Genomic DNA, 19,932 nt, shown 5'->3' with positions numbered 1-19,932 from the left:
GATATCTTGTATTAAAATATATTTGTACATATTATTTATAATATATTAAAAATTGAGAAAAAAATCGATCTTACAATGTAGACAATTAATATTAAAAGACCTTATATCTATAAAAGTATTTAGATAATTTAATTACATTTTTAAATCCTAGAAAATTTACTACGATTCTAACTAAAACAATCCTTTTTTCATGGCTCATGCCTAAATATGACTTACTACAGTTAAGCAATGATACAACTTCTTTAGAAGTGAATTCTTCATGCTCACACATCTGTTTTATACAGCTTAAATAATAAAATGAGTAATATTCGTCGACATATTTTTTATTAAAATAATCTCTATCACAAAATAATTTATAATGATCATTTACCTGCTTTGCAATATCAATTAAATTTTTCTTTGAAGTTTTAAAAGTGATTGATCCTTCTCTATTTTGTCTATAGTAGTAGAGATTTATAGGATAGAAAACTATGCTATCTGTGTATCTTAGCAAATCACCACACCACTTAATATCCTCACTTAACAATCCCTTGGGAAATCTTAAAGATTTTTTAGATATTAACTCTTTTCTTACTATTTTATTACAAGCAGAAGCTAAGTACACTCTCTTCTTAAATATATCATCTAAATTATCAGTATTTTTCATTTTTTTTATTTTTTTTATTTCATGTACATTATATGTAGAGTCATCTTCTATACTAAATGGTGTTAAGTTGAATAATAGTATGTCTATATTTTCCTCATAAAGCACAGAGTAGATTTCTGAGAGTCCTTTTCCCTTTTTTTCTAAATGATCATCGCCATCTAGAAATATAATATACTTTCCTTGAGATAATTCTAATCCTTTATTTCTAGTTTCTGCTAACCCTTCATTTATTTTATCAATGACTTTAATCCTATTGTCTTTTAATTGATACTCTTTACATATCTTTAAAGATTCATCAGTTGAACCGTCGTTCACTAGTATAACCTCAAGACTATCAAAGTCTTGTGACAAAACACTTTGAATACACTCTGCTAAATAAACATCAATGTTATAAATAGGTATAATAATACTAAAAAATGGTTGGCTCATAATAAACTACTCATTTAACTAAGTCGATAGTGATTATATTAATTGTAGATAATTATAATTTTCATCCTAAAATCTTAAATAAGTATGATCATCAGAAATCTTTCCAAATTTTAAAATATTTATCTAAAACATATTCTTCACTATGAAACTTTTGTATGAAATTTTTTGCTCTTAAAAAATATTTTTTAATCTCAGAAGGGTTTAAAATTAAATACTCTAAGTCATTATAAATTTTAGTTTCATTTGGTACAGAATTTATACCTGGAGTATAGTCAAGATTATAGTAGTTTAACATTTCTCTTTCAAAACCGCTAAAAACAACTTTACCTTCTCTCATACCTAATAAACCATTAACACCACAATCTTGGCTATAACACTGATCTATAAATATATCTGCACTTTCGAAGACTTTGATGTATTCAGCATAAGGTACCCCACTTACAATATTGTACTCAATCTTATCTGGATATTTTTCTATCAATTTTTTAATAGCTTTGTCAAAAATGTCGTTACCCTTACGTAAATCCTTTCCTATTTGCCACCCATGAAATATTTTAACAGGATCGTTTAAGTGGATATTTGGCTGCGTATCATTATTCGTTTTAATAATTATCGGTACTATTTCTGTACAGTTTGGAAACTGCTTATAAGACGCATAATAATCATATAACCCAGGAATGACAGCATTGACATTTTTAACAATATATTTATTTAAGAAAGGATTTAGAAAACCATAGACATAAAGCAGGGATCCTGAATAATATCTAAGTGTTTTCAAACTAAGCCTGTCAAATATACTATAATCAAATCCTTTATCTAAACAAAATTTAACCCAGTAGAAGTCATCGCCTAACGCGCACAAAAATATCTTTTTATTATTTTTTTTCAAATATAGAAAAACTACAAGGTTGACGATAGAACCAAAATCTGTCAAGAAAATAGGATTTATTAATTGAACAATATCGTAGTTTTTCATATTCTTAATTGTCTTGAAGTGTTTTAATATCTGAATGACACCTTTAAACCCACTATAAGACAATACAACATAATACAAATTTAAAAACTTATTAGCTATTTTATTATCAACTTGTGTATGAACGTAGCTGATAAAAAAATCAGATTTAAATGATTTGTAGCCGTCACCATCACTAATTAAAGTTACTTCAAAACCTTGGTTTTTTAAAGCTTCACTTAAGTTACTATGAACTCCTGAATACTCCCCTAAAAGTAGTACTTTCATTTCTATACCTTTTATAATTTTTTGAATATGACCATCGCCATAAATGTCCAATACAAAGCATAATTCACTGAGTAAGCTATTGAAACTCCTTCGAAGCCAAATACACTTGTGAATGAATAAGTAAATACTACTAAAGTAGTAGCAAATATTATCTCCGTAATGATGTAAAGCTTAGTCATAGCTTTGCTTAACATAAGGTAGGCCAGTATCCAGCTACCAATCTTCAGTGAGTCACCAACCATCTGCCATAAAAAAAGCTCTCTCATCGGCAGAAATGAATCGGTAAACATTATAACAATGATCCAGTCTCTTAATAAGAACACTGCTAAGGCACCCACTAACGCTATAGGGAAGATGATTTTATAGCCTAAATATATCTCTTTTTTTATGTCTTTTATATTAGATAGCTCTGATAACCTAGGTAAATAATAAACACTCAATGTGGCTGTAACAAGCATAAGGTAGCCCCCACTTAAACGAATCATCGCTTCCCAGTAACCCGCATACTCCACGCCAAACTCATCGCTTAAATACAGGCGAATGATAATCTGCGACACAGGTATACAGATAGCGCTGGTTAGTGCCATTAATGCAAAACCTACAAATTTTTTAGCAATGGTTTTGTCTATCTTGCCAAATAGATAGGAAATTTTGAACCATTCAGCTTTATAACATAGTACTAGCGTAACCATAAAAGCTGTAGATTGATATATGGATAAAGCTACCAAGGCACCATATAGTCCAAACTTTACCGCTAAAATACCTGTTATAGCCAAAGAAAACAAACTACCAATAATATTAGCAATAACGAGTTTGAGTATTTCTTTCTTGCCATTTAATATAGCTAAGAACAAAGCATTAAAATTAAAAAACAATAAAAAGATTGCAAACCATACAAATATAGATTGATAGTCAACTGTCTGAAATATATACAAAGACAGTTGTCTTTTAAATAGTAGTATGAATAAAGCTATTACCACACTAAGTAGAACTACTATACTACCTGCCGTTTTCCAAATTGCTTTCTGTTTGGTCGTGTCTTCATAGTATTCAGCAGTGTACTTGATTACCGCTGTATTTATTGCTCCACCAGCGAAACTCGTTATGATTTGAATAAAGTTTTGAAACTGACCTATAACAGCATAGCCAGAAGGGCCAACATATACAGCTAGTATTTTATTAAGGATAAACATAGTAGCGGTCTTAATTAAGACCGCTATACCATTGAGCGCACTGGTTTTAAGTAGATTCATTTACAATTTAAACTCATTACAAAGTTGAATGACCTTTTTGACATCTTCAAGCAATAACGTAGGCCCTATTGGTAAACTCAATACATGTTTATGGATCAACTCAGAAATAGGATAACTTAAATCGTTCCATTCCTTATATGCTTGCTGCTTGTGCGGCGGTATCGGATAATGTATTAAGGTTTGTACACCGTTATCTGCTAAGTAGGCTTGTAGAGCGTCACGCTGCTCACAGCGAATAACAAACACATGCCAAACATGAGAGCTATCTTCATCTTCGTGGGTAGGTAAGATGATAGCTGGATTATTAATACCTTCCAGATAACTATTAGCTACTTTACGGCGGTGCATAATTTCAGTATCAAGATGGCTCAACTTTACGCTGAGCATGGCTGCTTGGATTTCATCTAACCTACTATTAACGCCCTGATATATATTTTTATACTTCTCATGAGAGCCATAATTGCGTAAGGCACGTAAGGTATCTGCAAGCTCGCTATCATTAGTAGTTATCGCTCCAGCATCTCCTACAGCACCTAAATTTTTACCAGGATAAAAGCTAAATCCTGAAGCATCGCCCCAGTTACCAGACTTTTTATTATCCATGCTAGCACCATGAGCTTGCGCAGAGTCTTCTAATACCAGTAAATTATGACGCTTAGCAATATCCATAATAGCTGGCATATCTGCCAATTGCCCATACAAGTGTACTGGTAATATTACCTTAGTTTTATCAGTAATCGCCTCTTCAATTTTATTAGGATCAATATTGAAACTATTCAAATCAGGCTCCACTAGCACAGGTTTTAAATTATTGGCAGTGATAGCTAAAATACTAGCAATATAGGTATTAGAAGGCACTATAACTTCATCACCCTCTTGAAGCTTATCCAATTCGATCCAAGCTCGTAAAGTCAATATTAAGGCATCCAACCCATTAGCAACACCAATAGCAAACTCAGTGCCGCAATACTCTGCGAAACTATGCTCGAATTGCGCAAGCTCAGCACCACCGATATACCAGCCCGAATCAATCACTCGAGTGCAGGCACTGACTAGCTCATCACGATATTGAGCATTAATTGCTTTAAGATCTAGAAATGGAATCATAAACTTATACCTATGGGATGAATATTTCAGCAGTACCAAGAATGCTTTCTTGGTCTCTAACAATAGCTACCGTTTTAAAAATTATACGTTTTTTATCTCTTAATACATCAGTTATTATAACTTTAAATGTGACCGATTCATTCAAGTAAATTGGCTTTAAAAACTTATTTTCCGACTTAAAATAAATACAGCCTGGTCCAGGTAATGTATTAGCAAATATGGTTGAGAAAATACTTGAAGCTAAAGCACCATGCACAATGCGCGCACCAAATATAGAATTCTGTGCATAATCAGAATCTAGATGAACCGGATTCACATCTCCAGATAATTCAGAGAAAATTTCTACATCGTTAGCACTAAAAGATCGTATAATCTCAGCACTCATTCCTATATCAAAATCTGAAATTAGTAGCATTTTTTATCCTAAGAACTTAGCATAGTGAACTTTATTTTTTTCATGCTGATTTTTTGGAAAAACATAGTATATGTTTGTTGCATCTTCAGAGACTTTTTCAGCCCCCATTTTAATATGAAAAGAATGTACTTTGTCATTACCTTTCATAACTTCGTAGTGACTTTGCTCAAATTTCAATATATTAAAGCCTGCTTCGTATACTAGTAAAGCACTCTCTACGGCAGCATACTTAGTCTTATTTTCATTAAGTATCCAGCTACCCCAGCAGAAAGATTTTGGATTAGTTTGAAAGTCATATAGTCTTACTGTACCAATCTGCAAGTCATCACTCTTTCGACAGATAATGAAATAATACTCTTCTCCATTTAATTCTCTTTGCTTATAGTTTATGATCCATTGTCGTTGAGCTTCCTCATCTGCTGTGGATTTAGAAATATAAGTGTTTAATTGATCATCATTTCTTAAACTGCAAATAAAAGTAGCATCCTTTTGATCAACTAGCCGCAAATATGCTGTTTTTGCTTTTAAATTAAAATCTATCATAAAGCTTCCCTAAAATTTCTGAATTCTTCATAATTCCGAATATAATCATTTTCATCGTAGTAATCACTAGCAAATACCAGCATGACACAGTCTTCGCTAAACTCATGCATTTCATGCCAGACTAACGGCGGAATTATTAACCCTTTATTCGGTTCACTAATAATAACTTCTTGCTTCTCTAAGCCATTATCCATTATCATTTTGCAACTACCTTTAATACAAAATGCTAGTTGTTCTAGCTCCTGATGAGCATGGAAGCCACGAGGTACATCAGGCTTAGAATCTAGAATGTAGTAAACTCTCTTAATATCAAAAGGCACATTTTTATTAGCTTCAGCTACTACCAATGCACCACGATGGTCACCTAAATTCGGCAGTTCAACCCATTCTATTAAACTCATAACTCTTCTTCCACTAAAGAGATAAGATACTGCCCATAAGCATTTTTACTCATACTTTGCCCAGCAGATAATACTTGCTGCTTAGTCAACCAGCCGTTATTCAATGCAATCTCTTCTAAACAAGCCACTTTGTAGCCCTGACGCTTCTCAATCGTTTCTACAAACTGTGCCGCTTCTAGTAGACTCTCATGAGTACCGGTATCGAGCCAAGCAAATCCGCGTCCTAGTAGCTCTACACTGAGATCTCCACGCTCCATATATATCTGATTGACCGTAGTGATCTCTAGTTCGCCACGCTCTGACGGCTTAACTTGCTTAGCTATATTGATTACATCGTTATCATAAAAGTAAAGACCAGTGACCGCGTAGTTAGATCTAGGTTTAACAGGTTTTTCTTCTATTGAAATAGCCCGTTTTTCATCATCGAACTCTACCACGCCAAAACGCTCAGGATCTTTGACTTGATAACCAAAAACAGTGGCCCCTTTTTGACGATTGACCGCTTGACGTAATAGAGGCGTAAATCCTTGACCATAGAATATGTTATCACCAAGTACCAGACACACGTTACTGTCGCCAATAAAATCTTCACCTAAGATAAAGGCTTGTGCTAGACCATCTGGGCTCGGCTGCACAGCATAGCTGATATCGACGCCTAAATCGCTACCATCACCTAACAACCGTTTAAAGCCATCAATATCATCAGGAGTACTGATAATAAGTACTTCACGAATACCCGCTAGCATAAGCACTGATAGGGGATAATAGATCATAGGCTTATCATAGATGGGCAATAACTGCTTGGATACACCTTTAGTGATCGGATATAACCGTGTGCCTGAACCACCTGCCAGAATAATACCTTTAGTATTCATTATATACTTGCTCCTAATCTGCTTATTCCAATTCTTTGGCGTTGATAGCTGCCATCTTGTACTCGGCGACACCACTCTAGATTATCTAAATACCATTCAACTGTTTTGCGAATACCACTCTCAAAGCTCTCCTCTGGTGTCCATCCTAACTGCTTATCAATTTTGCTAGCATCAATAGCATAGCGCAGATCATGACCAGGACGATCTTGTACAAAAGTAATCAGCGACTCATAGGGCTGGTTATTAGCTTGTGGCTTTAGCTTATTTAATATGAAGCAAATAGTTTTCACTACTTCGATATTCTGCTTCTCGTTATGTCCACCAATGTTGTAAGTCTCCCCTACTACCCCTTCAGTAACCACTTTATATAAGGCCCGTGCATGATCTTCTACATACAGCCAATCACGGATCTGATCGCCTTTGCCGTATATAGGTAGCTCTTTACCGTCTAGTGCATTAAGAATCACTAAAGGAATAAGCTTTTCGGGGAAATGATAAGGGCCGTAATTGTTAGAGCAATTGGTTATAAGAGTAGGAAAACCGTAAGTACGCTGCCATGCTCTAACTAGATGATCGGAGCTGGCTTTAGAGGCTGAATAAGGTGAGCTTGGTGCATAGGGCGTAGTTTCAGTAAATAAGTCAGTAGTACCTTCAAGATCACCATAGACCTCATCCGTTGAGATATGGTGAAACTTAAAACTGGCTTTATCCACTTCGTTAAGCTGTTGCCAGTATTTACGTGCCGCTTCTAATAGGGTATAAGTTCCGACAATATTAGTAGTGATAAACTCAGCTGGACCATCAATAGAGCGGTCAACGTGCGACTCTGCGGCTAAGTGCATCACCAGATTCGGTTTGAATTCATCAAAAGCTTGCTCTAAGGCCTCAGCATCGCAAATATCAATTTGGGCAAAACTATAATTACTACTTTGATCAATATCACGCAATGACTCTAAGTTGCCCGCATAAGTTAGCTTATCAATGTTCAATACTTGGTTATCAGTAGTTTTTATAATATGACGGATAACGGCAGAACCAATAAAGCCTGCACCGCCAGTAATTAATATTTTCATGTAAGACCTATTTGACCTAATTTATTGAAATGTAACCTAGTTAATATGGTATTAAGTAGCGCTTGTAACAAAGATATAGCTTACTGACTACTGATCTTATTAGACTCTACATATAGGCTAGATAAGTGTATAGATTCGGTTGGAGGAATAACTGGATTAGTAGTAATATCCACAGGCGTCCCATCTTGATAGCCTACTACAAAGTGCTTAAATTGTTTTTTAAGCCATTCAACATCATATAACTGTGCTCTATGCTGCAGTTCGCTCAAGATTTCTTCTATATCTAATAATGGAAAGCTAGACTCCATGGCCTGCATAATCAGTGGATGACTAGTATTTTCAACATTGTCCTCACCAATGATCAGCTCTTCATAAAGCTTTTCACCAGGTCGTAGACCAGTAAATACTACCTCGATCTCCCCATCTGGATTCTTTTCATCTTTGACCTCAAAGCCACTTAACTGGATCATACGATGGGCAAGATCGACAATCTTCACTGGTGCACCCATATCCAATACGAATACCTCACCGCCTTTAGCCATAGCACCGGCTTGAATAACTAGATTAGCCGCTTCAGGTATGGTCATAAAGTAACGAGTAACATCAGGATGGGTGACGGTTATTGGCTGACCTTTTTCGATCTGCTTAGTAAAGACTGGCACTACTGAGCCGGACGATCCAAGCACATTACCGAAGCGCACCATACTAATACAAGTATGGTGATTATTGCTATCGTGACTTAAGCCTTGGCAAGCGAGCTCTGCTAGACGCTTAGTAGCACCCATAACATTAGTAGGCCTTACAGCTTTATCAGTTGAAATCAACACAAAAGTCTCAACATTGGCCTCAATAGCAGCGCGGGCACAATGATAAGTACCTTTGCTATTGTTTATTGCTCCTTCGAACGGGTTATGCTCGACGATAGGTACATGCTTATAAGCCGCCGCATGATAAACCGTCTGAATATTATAACGCCTGAATATTTGTAATAGCTTGTCTTGGTTGGTCACATTACCAATGATAGCTACTACCTCAATATCAGCATATCCAGCCTTACTGGTTTGTTTAGCTAACAAATCTTGGTGAATACTGTATAGGGCGAACTCTGATAGCTCATAGAGCACTAACACTTTAGGCTTATTCTTCATGATCTGCCTACACAGCTCGCTACCTATCGAGCCGCCAGCACCAGTGACTAATACGCATTTATCTTTAATATTCATTTGCAAAAGGCTAGCAACGGGTTCAACGGTTTGACGATCTAGTACATCCAAGATATCGACCTTGCGCATGCTACTAACGGTAACTTTTTCATCAGCGATTTCTTCTAAGCTTGGCAGCTCCTTTATCTTGATAGAAATACCAGAGAGCTTATCTATAATCTCTCTTTTATGAGTGCGATTTATAGAAGGCATCGCTAAGAATACTTGGGCAATATCTAGTTTTGCCACTAGCTCTACTAGCTGCTGGGCACTATAGATACGCTTACCCATTATATAAGCGCCAGTTAGCTGAGGGTCATCATCTACAAAAGCCACGACATTATACTTATGGGAGTTCTTTAGGCCTTCTAATAGCTCTTTGCCGGCTGCCCCAGCACCATAAATAAGCACGCTATCATATTCATCAGCATCACCGCGCTGCTGGCGCTGACCTTGCCAACGTGCTAGTAGCTCCCTAATAGTCAAACGACTATTCCATAACCAAATAAACAATAAAAATAGATAGAGAATAGGCACAGCACGGGGAACATCAGGCAATAGCTTTAAATAAAGTATAGCTTGCGCCACTATGATCAATACAAAGAATAGCTGTAACACCCGACCCATCATCGCATCGAAGAAGCTACGTGCTACCCCTTTATAAAAGCCAATTATGTATAATCCTACTACCGGAATCAAAGCATATAACACCAGCCGCAATGGGCTAATATGATTGCCCATATAACCATAGCGGGCAGCTATAGCCAAATATAAGCAAGCTGCCGACATCACAAAGTCAGCACCCAACAAGATAGTGCGTTTGGCACTGCGCGGCAACGCTAGTAGAGACTCAGCAATCCATTGTGCCCAGTTGCTAGGTTCAGCACTGTATTGACTACTAAGATGTTCTGATTTTTTCGGCATGACAGGCAACCATTTTATTGAAACTCTAGACATCAATTATAAAGCAAGGCTATAGCCCGCAAAAACAGCAGTTAGTTATTATTACCATAAGCATAGCTGTAGTGATAACTATACTTACTCAAGAGTCCTTGTTGCACGTCGTTCAAGATAATACCATCCACTTGAACATTAGCTTTATGCATCTGCTTGATAGCATAAACCACTTGGCCTTCGATTGACTTATCATAACGGGTGACCATCAATACCTTATCAGCATATTGTGACATAATGATGGCATCAGAAGCAGCTAATATCGGTGGTGAGTCTAATATAATATAATCATAATGAGCATTCAGCTCAGTCATCATAGTAGTGAACTTATCCCCTGACAGCAGTGATGCCGGGTTATGAGGATGTTGCCCTCTAGGCATAAAGTCAACATTATCCATAATAGTAGGATGAACTACCGTAGTGATAGCGACATCTTGTGCTAGGTAGTCTCCTAAACCATTGTCCTGAGTCATATTGAACATCTTATGCAGCTCGCCTAAACGCATATCAGCATCAATTATTAATACCTTCTTATTGAGCTGGGCAAACACCTCAGATAGATTAGAAGATATAAATGACTTACCGACCCCTGGACTCTCGCCAGTAATCAAGATGACTTTAGCGCGTTGAGCACTGTCGCTAGTCGTAGGCATACCAAACATAAGGTTAGTTCTAAGGCTCTTTATTGCCTCATAACTCAAACTATTGCTATCAGCATAAGCCAATAATCTATTTTGTGACTTCTTACTCTTGCCGAGCCTAGTCAATAATGGCGAACGTGGAATAGTGGCAATAACTGGTATACCAGTCTTAGCCTCAAGACGCTCAGGATCTTTTACTACATTTCTCATCAACCCTTTAATTAGTGCTAGTAGGGTTCCTAGCATTGTCCCTACTAAAGCAGCTAATATCCATATTAATAACTTCTTAGGAGCAATAGCATTAAAGGTACTAATAGGTAAATCAATAATTCTCGCGTAACCTACTTGACCTGCTTTTACAATCTTTAATTGCTGATAATTTTTCAGCAGAGTTAAGTAAATTTCTCTATTAATGGCTGTATCTTCTGACAACTTTAAGAATTCTCTTTGAATCTCTGGTAAGCCAGTAATGGTAGTATCAATCTGTTTTTTTCTAGCATTAAGTACCTGTAGTTGTTCATTGATTTGAATAACTAGAGGATGTTCTTCAGTATAATAAGTAGTCAAGTCTGCCTTTTTAAGCTTAAGCTCATTAAGCTGTGAGTCAATTTGCGAATTCTCCGTTAACAATATTTCTGCTTCTTGACTCACATCAATAGTGCCATTCTTTTCACGAAACTCATTAAATATCTTTTCGGAGTCTTCCAGCTTTTTCTTAAGCGTTGGAATTTGAGATTCCATAAAGGTGATAGTTCTAGTAGTTTCTTCAGAGCCGCGCGACTGATTCTGACCTATATAGGACAGTATAATCTCTTTTAAAATCAAACTGGCTTGCTCTTGATTTGGGCCTGTCATAGACAGTTGAATTATACCTGTCTGTTCACCCTTTTCTGCCACATTTAAGGAGCTATTTATATTATCTGTAGTGCGCTGTAATGACTGTTTAGAAATAATCACTGGATGTGAGTTGACAGGCAATTCAGTTACAGTGATTTGAATTTGACCATCTACGCCTTTGAACTGATTATCCTTATTTAGTTGGCCTTTAAAATCATCAAAACCGTTACTCAGTAAAAATCCTGAGTCAGTCCTAGTTAGAGTAAAAGCTTGGTTCAAATAGCCTTGTGAGACATTAAACTGGCTGATCGCTGCTTGACCATTTTCAGTTCTAAGCGCTACGCCTTCAGGAGAATTGATTTGGGTATCTGTACGATCATTTTTAATCCTATCGAGATAATCTATTTCAGGATCAGTAAGACGAATACGTAGGTTTAACAGATTGACTACGGGCTCCAAGATCATACGCGACCTAATCAGCTCGGCTTCAGTTTGTGCTTTGCTGGACTGAGGAGCGACCAAATCTGAGATATCACTACCAAGAGCTGAAATACCTGAGGAGTTCTCTTCGATCTGTACTAGCGCATCGGATTTAAAAGTAGGATTGACATAACGACTATAAAGCACTCCTATTATTAAACCTAATACCGCTAATAATAAGATGATTTTCCAGCCTCTGAGTATCACCCAAAATAATGCTAATAAATCAATATCATCACTATCGCCAGCATTGCTACTACTAGAATTAGTTATTTTTTGAGAATCTGTAGTCATATCTGTATCGTCATCATTTAAGGGTAACCATTATTTATATATAGCTTGATAGTAGTTGCAAGTTCTTGATATTTTCAGCTTATTTTATCAATCCATGGCTTTAGACTTTCTACAATATCTTTTCTAGCCACTTCAAACAATGCTAGTTCATGGCGGTAGGGATCAGCAATATCTTTATCATTCCAGTGACCAATTTTAAAAGTCTTACCACGACAATGCGGCCAGCGCTCTTCAATCCACTTAGTCTGACCATCTGACATAGTGAAGATAAGGTCTGCTTTTTTTACTAGCTTTTCATCTATTTGCTTAGCGATGTGGTCAGACATATCTATATTATAAGGAGTCATTACTTGTTGCGATTTCGGATCAACGCCATTACCGACTACTGCTGACAGACCTGCAGATTCTACATGCTTATTCGGGTATTGTTGTTTGAGCAATGCTTCTAATATAGGGCTACGACAAATATTGCCCACGCACACTACCAAAATATTATCAAATGCCATAATCATTGCCTATTAATAAATATCGACTTAGTTCTAGTTCTGAACTCATCTCTTCTAAACCTAACAGTTATATACCAGCAAGACTTCTGATCGCTGTACTCGAAGGTAGCAGAGAGTTGATAACTCGGTTCCAGCGCGTTAATCCCGTAGGATCGACATAGACAATGTCATTAGGATGCATCTCAAAACGGTTGGCTAATGCAAGGTTAGTAATCGTCTGCATATTGACATAATAGATGTCAGTCAGCTGATATCCGGGATTGTCACGTACCACATATATCTTAGCGGCATTAGCAGTAAACGAGTTTAAGCCTTGTGACTCCCCTACTACTTGCGCTAAGCTTAGCCCTTGCTCTAGGATAGGCACTGGCTTGACTTGACCAAATTCGCCCAATACATAGACTGTATTACGGCTTTGGCTATTAACATGGATAGAGTCGCCATCTTGCAAATAGATTTGGTTACCTGATGAGCCAATCTGCTTTAAAGCTTGTAAGCCGATATTATAGTTTCTACCTTTGCGATTCAATACTAAGCTATTTGCATCCCCTTTAGCAGTAGCACCACCAGCCATAGATATAGCACTATATAAAGACACTGGGGCGTCTTCAATAGCAAACTCGCCGGGCTTAGTAACTTCACCATCGATAAAGAACTTATTACCACGATAATTAATAATTTTTACTTGTGGGTCTGAATACTTTAGATAGCGCTGCAGCTTGCTCTGTAGGGTAGCTGTAAACTGTGGCACACTCATACCACTGGCTTTAACCCGTCCTACTAGTGGAAACTGTACAAAACCTTGTTGATCTACTGGATAGCCATTAGCACCTGCCGCTGCCATATCAGGGTAACCCACTAAAACAATGCTTAAAATATCACCTTGCGCAATACGGTATTCATTCTTAGTAGAGCTTGCTATTAGTTGATAGATATCATTGCTAGGTATAGATACTTGTGGTGGAGGTAGGGTAGCTAAGTTTAACGGCTGTACATTGAACTGTAGACCATTCTCAGCAACGAAACTACCTACTGGCGGCAAGTCGCCAGACTGTAAGCCAGAGTTTATAGTAGTAGTCGCACAACCAGATAACAAACTGATCAGCAGTAAGCTTGTTGCCCCTAGTAGCTTTGAGGATTGACCCATAATAAAGACCTTTATAAACTCAGTAATAACCAGTAATAAGTAACCATTAGCCACACTAATGCCGCTGTTGTATCAATATGTTACGTGTTTGACAAAAGGCTATAATAGCATAGTTGATTAAAAATTAATAAACTCTTATCGCTTAAATTTATTATCATTCAACTCTAAATCTATAACTCATTTTTGAGGAGTGAAACTATATAGGCCACTCTATGTTAAGACAATACTGCGCTACTGGTATAGAGCTGTTATAGACAGTGTCAGTAAAGAGGTACTTCGCTGTCAAAGTTTGGAATATTATATTACAGATATTACAGATATGAAGTTTTTGAGCGCGCAGACTATAGATTGTGCCTATTGTAAAAAACCAATCATATCAATAGTTTTTGCTAGGCTTACCAACAACTATGACAGCTAACTACTGCACTCTGCTTATAAATAGCGTATAATGTGGCGCTGCGCAATAATGCCACAATAAATATGCTGTTACCTACATTGAGAAATGTAACACCAACCGAATCAAGGATTAAGTTATGAAAGACGAAAAACTACAAAAAGCCCTCGCCCGTATGGGCCTTGGCTCACGCCGCCAAATGGAAGAAGTGATCAAAGCTGGACGAGTGTCAGTGAATAACGGCCCTGCTACTATCGGTGATCGTGTCAGTCAAGGTGATGAGATTCGGGTCGATGGTCGTCAGATCAAATATACCGCTGAAAACGAAAAACGTCGCCGTGTTCTAGCCTATTACAAACCTGAAGGTGAGATCTGCTCAGCTAACGATCCAGAAGGTCGGCCAACAGTTTTTGAGCGCTTGCCTAAATTGACCCATGACCGCTGGGTGATGGTCGGTCGCTTAGATATTAACTCTAGCGGTCTATTATTATTCACTAATGATGGTGAAATGGCGCATCGCTTGATGCATCCTTCTAGCGAAGTCACTCGTGAGTACGCTGTACGAGTATTAGGTGAAGTGACCCCTGAAATCGCTCGGGCGATGACTACGGGCGTAATGCTAGACGATGGTATGGCAAAGTTCGATGATATCAAAGAAGGCGGCGGTGAAGGCGTCAACAAATGGTATCACGTTAAGCTAAATGAAGGCCGTAACCGTGAAGTCCGTCGTCTATTTGAGTCGCAAGGTCTTAAAGTAAGTCGCCTGCTACGTACTAGCTATGGCAGTATTGCTTTGCCTAAAGAGCTACGTACTGGTCGCTTTTTGGAGCTGGATAGAAAAGATATCAATACCTTGACGGACTTAGTCAGCCTACGCCCACGCTATGGTACGGGTCTACATGGTGCTGCCAAAGATAAGCAAGAGCGGATCAAAAACAAACCGCTCAAAGCACGTCGTAGCGAAAACACTCGCAGTACTACTAGCACGGCCAAGCCAAAAAGTAGCGCTAGCCCAGCTAGTCGTGGTTCGCGTAATACTCGTGATCGCAATAGCAAGCGTTAAGCTAAACGCTGTATTGGTTTTAGCATAAAAAGCGGCCGATGATACATAATCATCGGCCGCTTTTTTATCGGTTACTCTAAAGTTAGTGATTTTATCGATCACAAGCATGGGGCATGCCCTGCACCCTTTAAAGGCTTTAAAGCCTCTATACGGACTATAAAGCTATTGCCTACTTATCATGACTATCTAAATACTGCTTCATAACACGCAAGTCCTGCAAATGTGTATTTTCCATTTGCGCTAATAAAGACTGCAAACGCTGCTCAACATTGTCCAATAGATTTTGTAATAGCTGTCTAGCTTCAGTGCGCTTATTATTGCTAGTACTGACGCTCACTAGATGATGATGGCTGGCCAGCATTTCTGGCAAGCGTGTCTGTAATAACTTATGCAGTATAAACTGCTGCTCAGTCATCATAGCGGTGATATTCTGCTGCGCTAAAGACTGCTGACAGTGTCGATAAGTAGCGACTTTACTATCAATAGCTTGTAGCTGGCGCAGCTGTCTATCTGATAAGTGAAGCAGATGTTGCTTATTTACGGTTAAATTTTTCCACACTAAAGCATTGGTCAATAGCGGTGTGTTCGGGTTTTGATAGCTCAGTGCGCCTGGAGTAATGCCGACTGCCTGATGTAGCATCAGCCAGCCCTTCCTACCCAAGTAGTAGACAGTAGCCGTGCCGAGTACACTCATACTTAGCAACATTAACATCTTAGCAGTTCCTCTTCCCTGGCTATTGACTAGCAGATTTTGCTATTACCCTTCATGCTTATTGAGACTTGGCTCTTCAATTATCAACGGATCACGCTTAACGCTACTAATTTCACTGTTGCTGTTGCTGTTGCTGTTACTGTTACTGTTACTATCATTAATAGTGGCACTGGCTCTGAGCTCATCACTTTGAGTGTTTTTAGCCGCTACAGGACTCTCAATGATAGTAGTACGGTTAGGATTGTTAGCGTTGTTATTTATAGGATTAGTTATCCTGCTATTACTATCTTCGCCAAGGCCTTCAATAGAATGTCGAGCCTGATCTTTAGAGGCTGGATTATCAAAGCGCTGTTGTAGATAACGGTTAGTGACTAGCAGCTTCTGCCCATCTTGGTGATAAGAAGCATCGAGCAGATCATCGAATTGCACATTAATAGTTCCTAGAACCTCTAATAGAGCCTCTTTACCAGTGACATTAGAATGCTTAATCTTAGTAGTATCGGCACGTGCACCATCCAAATCGTGTAAACGACGATAGTCAGCCACTGCTTGCGGAACATGGCGATCCATTAAATTCTGAATCATTATATAAGTTTCATTGACGGTATCTTTGTCATCTATTTGACCGTCATTATTGGTATCACCATAGATAAGACTAAGCTTTTCGCCTTTTTGATTGATCAAGTCTAAGGCAGCTTTGACGTCATTGGGTAAGCTTTTTTCTGGAATATAACCCAGCTGCGGCATAGCTTTATAGGCCAGCATCTTCGGCGCAGTGACTTTTTTTATACCACGATAGCCCAAGTATAATCCTGCTGCTGGAAGTATCCCATATAAGACAAACATCACTAACATAGCCGTTACTTGAGTCATTAAGGTTTCCTTGTAATTAATTGATAGCGGTTTAACGATAGCGAGGTTAACAGTAGTAGTTTTAACATCAACGTGTACAAGCTACTGACTTTAAAACTGCTATTAACATTAACATTAACATTGATACTGATATTAGTTTTGAGTTCGGCTTTTGACATAACGATGAGTTGAGGCCAGACGATTAAGTACCGTCTGATGCAGCTCATCTAATAATTCATCTAACTCATAATCTATCTCTAAAAACAAATCCGTCAGCATATCACCTGCGCTCATCTTACCTTGCACAGTACTGTTCTTAGTACGGTGCGGACTAAAGCGTAAAAGCTGCTCGTAGTGATGAAGCGCCTCAGGAATACTCTCCTTTACTAGCTTATCTATCACGAACTGGCGCTCATTATGTTGCTGCTGAGGTTGCTCATTGAGCTCTTCGCTCCAGTCCCGATATCGTTTGAGCTTATCATTAATCCGGTCTAATATTGCTACTGCCTCGATAGGCATAGCATTGAGAGTGGCTTCGTCAACCACATCGATAAGTTCGGTCATAATCGGGCAGCGTCCATGTTTAAGATACCACAAAGTATCAGGATCAAAAGGCGGGCGATTGGTTGGGCGCATTTGCGCTCGGTTGGCTAAGTAACGATCGGTCAAAGGCGTAGGCGAGCGAATATCATTAACTTGTGCCAAAGCATCACAGATACGTTTGACGCGCTTAGGCTCAGTCAATGCAGCAATGGGGCTTTGACTGCTACTGATAGCTTCATTGTTACTAGCGGTACTAGTGCTGTTTTTACTATTGCTGTCAGTTAAAGCTGAAGTCTGTTGTTGCACAGCTGCACGCTGAGCATTTTTGACAGACCGAGCAGCTTGCGTGGGCAGGTCATCCTGTGCTTGTGTAAATGACTGTAGCATTCTCGCCAAACTTACCACCATGACCTGCTGCGCTCCTAACGGTACTGAGACTAAGGGTATTGAGACTAAGGGTATTGAGACCAATGTTATGAAAACTGATGCTATCAGAGCTAAAATATTTGGGCCACAAAATAGCGGCGAGCATGGGCTATTTTATTATTTATAGTTAAAGCAACTATTGCCCGCCCTAAGCCAATAGAGTATCTTAACAGTTTTTTTGCAGTCTGCCAGTAAGCAAACGTCAAACTAAGTATTGATATTATTGCGCGGCTACTTCTTATAATAAGTAACTATTATGCCTGCTTCAGACTATATTTCTGGATTCCTACTGGGACTATCGCTCATTATCGCTATTGGCTCACAAAACGCTTTTGTTCTCAAACAAGGGTTAAGACGTGAGCATATCCTTATGGTTTGTCTCTTCTGTGCGGTGAGTGATGCCCTACTAATCTGCGCTGGAGTAGCAGGATTTGGCGCAGTGACTGCCCGCTATCCACAAGTTGTCACTATAGCCAAAATTTCGGGGGTAATTTTCTTATTGGTTTATGGCTTACAAAGTTTATATGCCAGTGTGCGCTTATCGCACTCCCTAGATACTGAGGGTCAAGTAGCGACTAGTCTAAAAAAAGCGCTACTATTATGCATAGGCTTTACTTGGCTCAATCCACACGTCTACCTAGATACTTTGGTGCTAGTAGGCATGGTTTCAACTGGTGCGGATAGTAAATTATTGTTCGCGTTAGGTGCCATCAGTGCTTCATTGTTTTTCTTTTTTGCTCTAGGCTACGGCGCTCGTCTATTAACACCCTTATTTGCTAAGCCAAAAGCATGGAATATATTAGATGGCCTAGTAGGGATCCTAATGCTATATCTGGCTTGGCACCTTTACTATAGTTAGTAGTGAGTAGTAAATAGTTAGTAGTAAGTAGTAAGTAGTAAGTAGTAAGTATCAGCCATTAAAAAACCAAACACTCTATATAGGGCGTTTGGTTTTTTAATGCATTCGATCCGCATTGTGGCTATTGAGATGTCAACGTACTAGTGAATACAGAACCATAAATCTCAATAAGTTATACCAAATCTGGGAACAAAGTACGTAAGCCGTTAACGATGATCTCAATAGACACCGCAGCGAGTAACATACCCATAATTCGACTCATAATATTGAGGCCAGTATCCCCTAATAGACGGCTAATACGTCCTGCTGCCATCAAGGCTAAATAGCAAAACATACTAATTAATAGTCCAGCAATAATCACCGCAGACACTCTTAGTACCCCAGATATTTGCGAAGAGTAAATAATTACGGTTGAAATACCACCCGGACCAATCATCATAGGAATAGCTAAAGGTACTACCGCCGCAGCAGTAGTCGGTGGCGAGCTTTGCACATGGTCAACATCGAAGTTTTCTTGATCAGGTTTGACTGGGTTACCATCGCCATTCATCATATTAAGAGCGATCAAAAATACTAAGATCCCCCCCGCTAATTGGAACGAACCGATAGAGATACCTAGCGCCTTAAGTAAAGTCTCGCCCGCTACCGTAAAAAAGCTAATAGTAATAAAAATAGTTAGGCTAGCCACCCGGGCGACTTTACGTCGATCGGTCATCGAATAGCCACGAGTCAAGTCTAAAAACAAGGTCAACGCGCTAAATGGGTTGATCAACACCATAAAAGCTAAGATAATTTTGATAATTTCAGTATTCACTGAACGCTCACTCGTCTATTTATATAAAACCAGCAAAAAGATAAGGCCATCGTGCAATTGCAACGATGACCCTGTGTTTAGTAAGCAACGCTACGCTATCGCCGTGCTATTATCAATATTGTATCATAGGAGTATAAGTTAATTAAATCATTAACTTTGGTTAATTTTTGATAATAGGTGCGCTCAATAAAACCCTTTGCTCACTGGCTTTAAATCGGAAGTCATC

Annotated in this window: 19 protein-coding genes; 2 read left to right on the top strand and 17 right to left on the bottom strand. The window is 38.4% G+C overall.

Going from position 1 to position 19,932, the window contains the following annotated elements; genetic code table 11:
* Window positions 1-91: 91 nt before the first annotated feature.
* The 13 genes from JMY09_RS08940 to JMY09_RS08880 form a co-directional block, all read right to left on the bottom strand.
* Window positions 92-1,075, bottom strand: coding sequence for a glycosyltransferase family 2 protein (locus tag JMY09_RS08940; protein ID WP_201623242.1), 984 nt, complete (start codon window positions 1,073-1,075; stop codon window positions 92-94).
* A gap of 91 nt (window positions 1,076-1,166) precedes the next feature.
* Complete coding sequence (locus JMY09_RS08935) at window positions 1,167-2,315, bottom strand: glycosyltransferase family protein (RefSeq protein WP_201623241.1); 1,149 nt, start codon at window positions 2,313-2,315, stop codon at window positions 1,167-1,169.
* 11 nt (window positions 2,316-2,326) lie between these two features.
* Window positions 2,327-3,568, bottom strand: a complete 1,242-nt coding sequence (locus JMY09_RS08930; protein WP_201623240.1) for an O-antigen translocase — start codon at window positions 3,566-3,568, stop codon at window positions 2,327-2,329.
* Window positions 3,569-4,675: a DegT/DnrJ/EryC1/StrS family aminotransferase gene (locus JMY09_RS08925; RefSeq protein ID WP_201623239.1), complete on the bottom strand. Its 1,107-nt coding sequence runs from the start codon at window positions 4,673-4,675 to the stop codon at window positions 3,569-3,571.
* A gap of 10 nt (window positions 4,676-4,685) precedes the next feature.
* Window positions 4,686-5,090 carry a MaoC family dehydratase gene (locus JMY09_RS08920; protein WP_201623238.1) on the bottom strand — a complete coding sequence of 135 codons (405 nt, stop codon included), beginning with the start codon at window positions 5,088-5,090 and terminating at the stop codon, window positions 4,686-4,688.
* A 3-nt stretch (window positions 5,091-5,093) separates the two neighbouring features.
* On the bottom strand, window positions 5,094-5,633 hold the full coding sequence (locus JMY09_RS08915) for a GNAT family N-acetyltransferase (protein WP_201623237.1): 540 nt from the start codon (window positions 5,631-5,633) through the stop codon (window positions 5,094-5,096).
* Entirely contained in the window at window positions 5,630-6,034 is a 405-nt protein-coding gene (locus JMY09_RS08910; protein WP_201623236.1) for a sugar 3,4-ketoisomerase, read from the bottom strand. The genes JMY09_RS08915 and JMY09_RS08910 overlap by 4 nt, the downstream gene beginning before the upstream one ends.
* Window positions 6,031-6,909: a glucose-1-phosphate thymidylyltransferase RfbA gene (gene rfbA, locus JMY09_RS08905; protein WP_201623235.1), complete on the bottom strand. Its 879-nt coding sequence runs from the start codon at window positions 6,907-6,909 to the stop codon at window positions 6,031-6,033. The genes JMY09_RS08910 and rfbA overlap by 4 nt, the downstream gene beginning before the upstream one ends.
* Complete coding sequence (rfbB, locus tag JMY09_RS08900; protein WP_201623234.1) at window positions 6,909-7,982, bottom strand: dTDP-glucose 4,6-dehydratase; 1,074 nt, start codon at window positions 7,980-7,982, stop codon at window positions 6,909-6,911. Before rfbB ends, rfbA begins: the two co-directional genes overlap by 1 nt.
* An 80-nt stretch (window positions 7,983-8,062) precedes the next feature.
* The gene (locus JMY09_RS08895; RefSeq protein ID WP_201623233.1) at window positions 8,063-10,108 is read right to left on the bottom strand and encodes a polysaccharide biosynthesis protein; all 2,046 of its coding nucleotides are present in this window, start codon (window positions 10,106-10,108) and stop codon (window positions 8,063-8,065) included.
* Between the two features lie 71 nt (window positions 10,109-10,179).
* Window positions 10,180-12,390 (bottom strand): polysaccharide biosynthesis tyrosine autokinase, encoded by a 2,211-nt coding sequence (locus JMY09_RS08890; RefSeq protein ID WP_201623232.1) that lies wholly within the window; start codon window positions 12,388-12,390, stop codon window positions 10,180-10,182.
* Between the two features lie 74 nt (window positions 12,391-12,464).
* A complete protein-coding gene (locus JMY09_RS08885) occupies window positions 12,465-12,896 on the bottom strand; it encodes a low molecular weight protein-tyrosine-phosphatase (RefSeq protein ID WP_201623231.1) in 432 nt (143 codons plus the stop codon).
* A 67-nt stretch (window positions 12,897-12,963) separates the two neighbouring features.
* Window positions 12,964-14,043, bottom strand: coding sequence for a polysaccharide biosynthesis/export family protein (locus tag JMY09_RS08880; RefSeq protein ID WP_227677251.1), 1,080 nt, complete (start codon window positions 14,041-14,043; stop codon window positions 12,964-12,966).
* A gap of 533 nt (window positions 14,044-14,576) precedes the next feature.
* On the opposite strand from JMY09_RS08880, the gene rluB reads away from it, so the two are divergent.
* On the top strand, window positions 14,577-15,500 hold the full coding sequence (rluB, locus tag JMY09_RS08875; RefSeq protein WP_201623230.1) for a 23S rRNA pseudouridine(2605) synthase RluB: 924 nt from the start codon (window positions 14,577-14,579) through the stop codon (window positions 15,498-15,500).
* 169 nt (window positions 15,501-15,669) lie between these two features.
* Here the strand turns inward: rluB and JMY09_RS08870 are convergent, their stop codons facing one another.
* From JMY09_RS08870 to JMY09_RS08860, 3 genes are all read right to left on the bottom strand, one after another.
* Entirely contained in the window at window positions 15,670-16,212 is a 543-nt protein-coding gene (locus JMY09_RS08870) for a hypothetical protein (RefSeq protein ID WP_201623229.1), read from the bottom strand.
* 45 nt (window positions 16,213-16,257) lie between these two features.
* Window positions 16,258-17,085: a hypothetical protein gene (locus tag JMY09_RS08865; RefSeq protein WP_227677250.1), complete on the bottom strand. Its 828-nt coding sequence runs from the start codon at window positions 17,083-17,085 to the stop codon at window positions 16,258-16,260.
* A 132-nt stretch (window positions 17,086-17,217) separates the two neighbouring features.
* Window positions 17,218-17,994, bottom strand: a complete 777-nt coding sequence (locus JMY09_RS08860; protein WP_201623228.1) for a hypothetical protein — start codon at window positions 17,992-17,994, stop codon at window positions 17,218-17,220.
* A 295-nt stretch (window positions 17,995-18,289) separates the two neighbouring features.
* Between JMY09_RS08860 and JMY09_RS08855 the strand changes: the two genes are divergently transcribed.
* Window positions 18,290-18,892: a LysE/ArgO family amino acid transporter gene (locus JMY09_RS08855; protein ID WP_201623227.1), complete on the top strand. Its 603-nt coding sequence runs from the start codon at window positions 18,290-18,292 to the stop codon at window positions 18,890-18,892.
* A 172-nt stretch (window positions 18,893-19,064) separates the two neighbouring features.
* Here the strand turns inward: JMY09_RS08855 and JMY09_RS08850 are convergent, their stop codons facing one another.
* Window positions 19,065-19,706: a MarC family protein gene (locus JMY09_RS08850; RefSeq protein WP_201623226.1), complete on the bottom strand. Its 642-nt coding sequence runs from the start codon at window positions 19,704-19,706 to the stop codon at window positions 19,065-19,067.
* Between the last annotated feature and the right edge of the window lie 226 nt (window positions 19,707-19,932).

Origin of the sequence: Psychrobacter urativorans (genome assembly GCF_904846695.1) — a bacterium.
GTDB classification, from domain to species: Bacteria; Pseudomonadota; Gammaproteobacteria; order Pseudomonadales; family Moraxellaceae; genus Psychrobacter; species Psychrobacter urativorans.
Note: the sequence above shows the minus strand (reverse complement) of the source record. Positions and strands in the feature narration are given on the sequence as shown.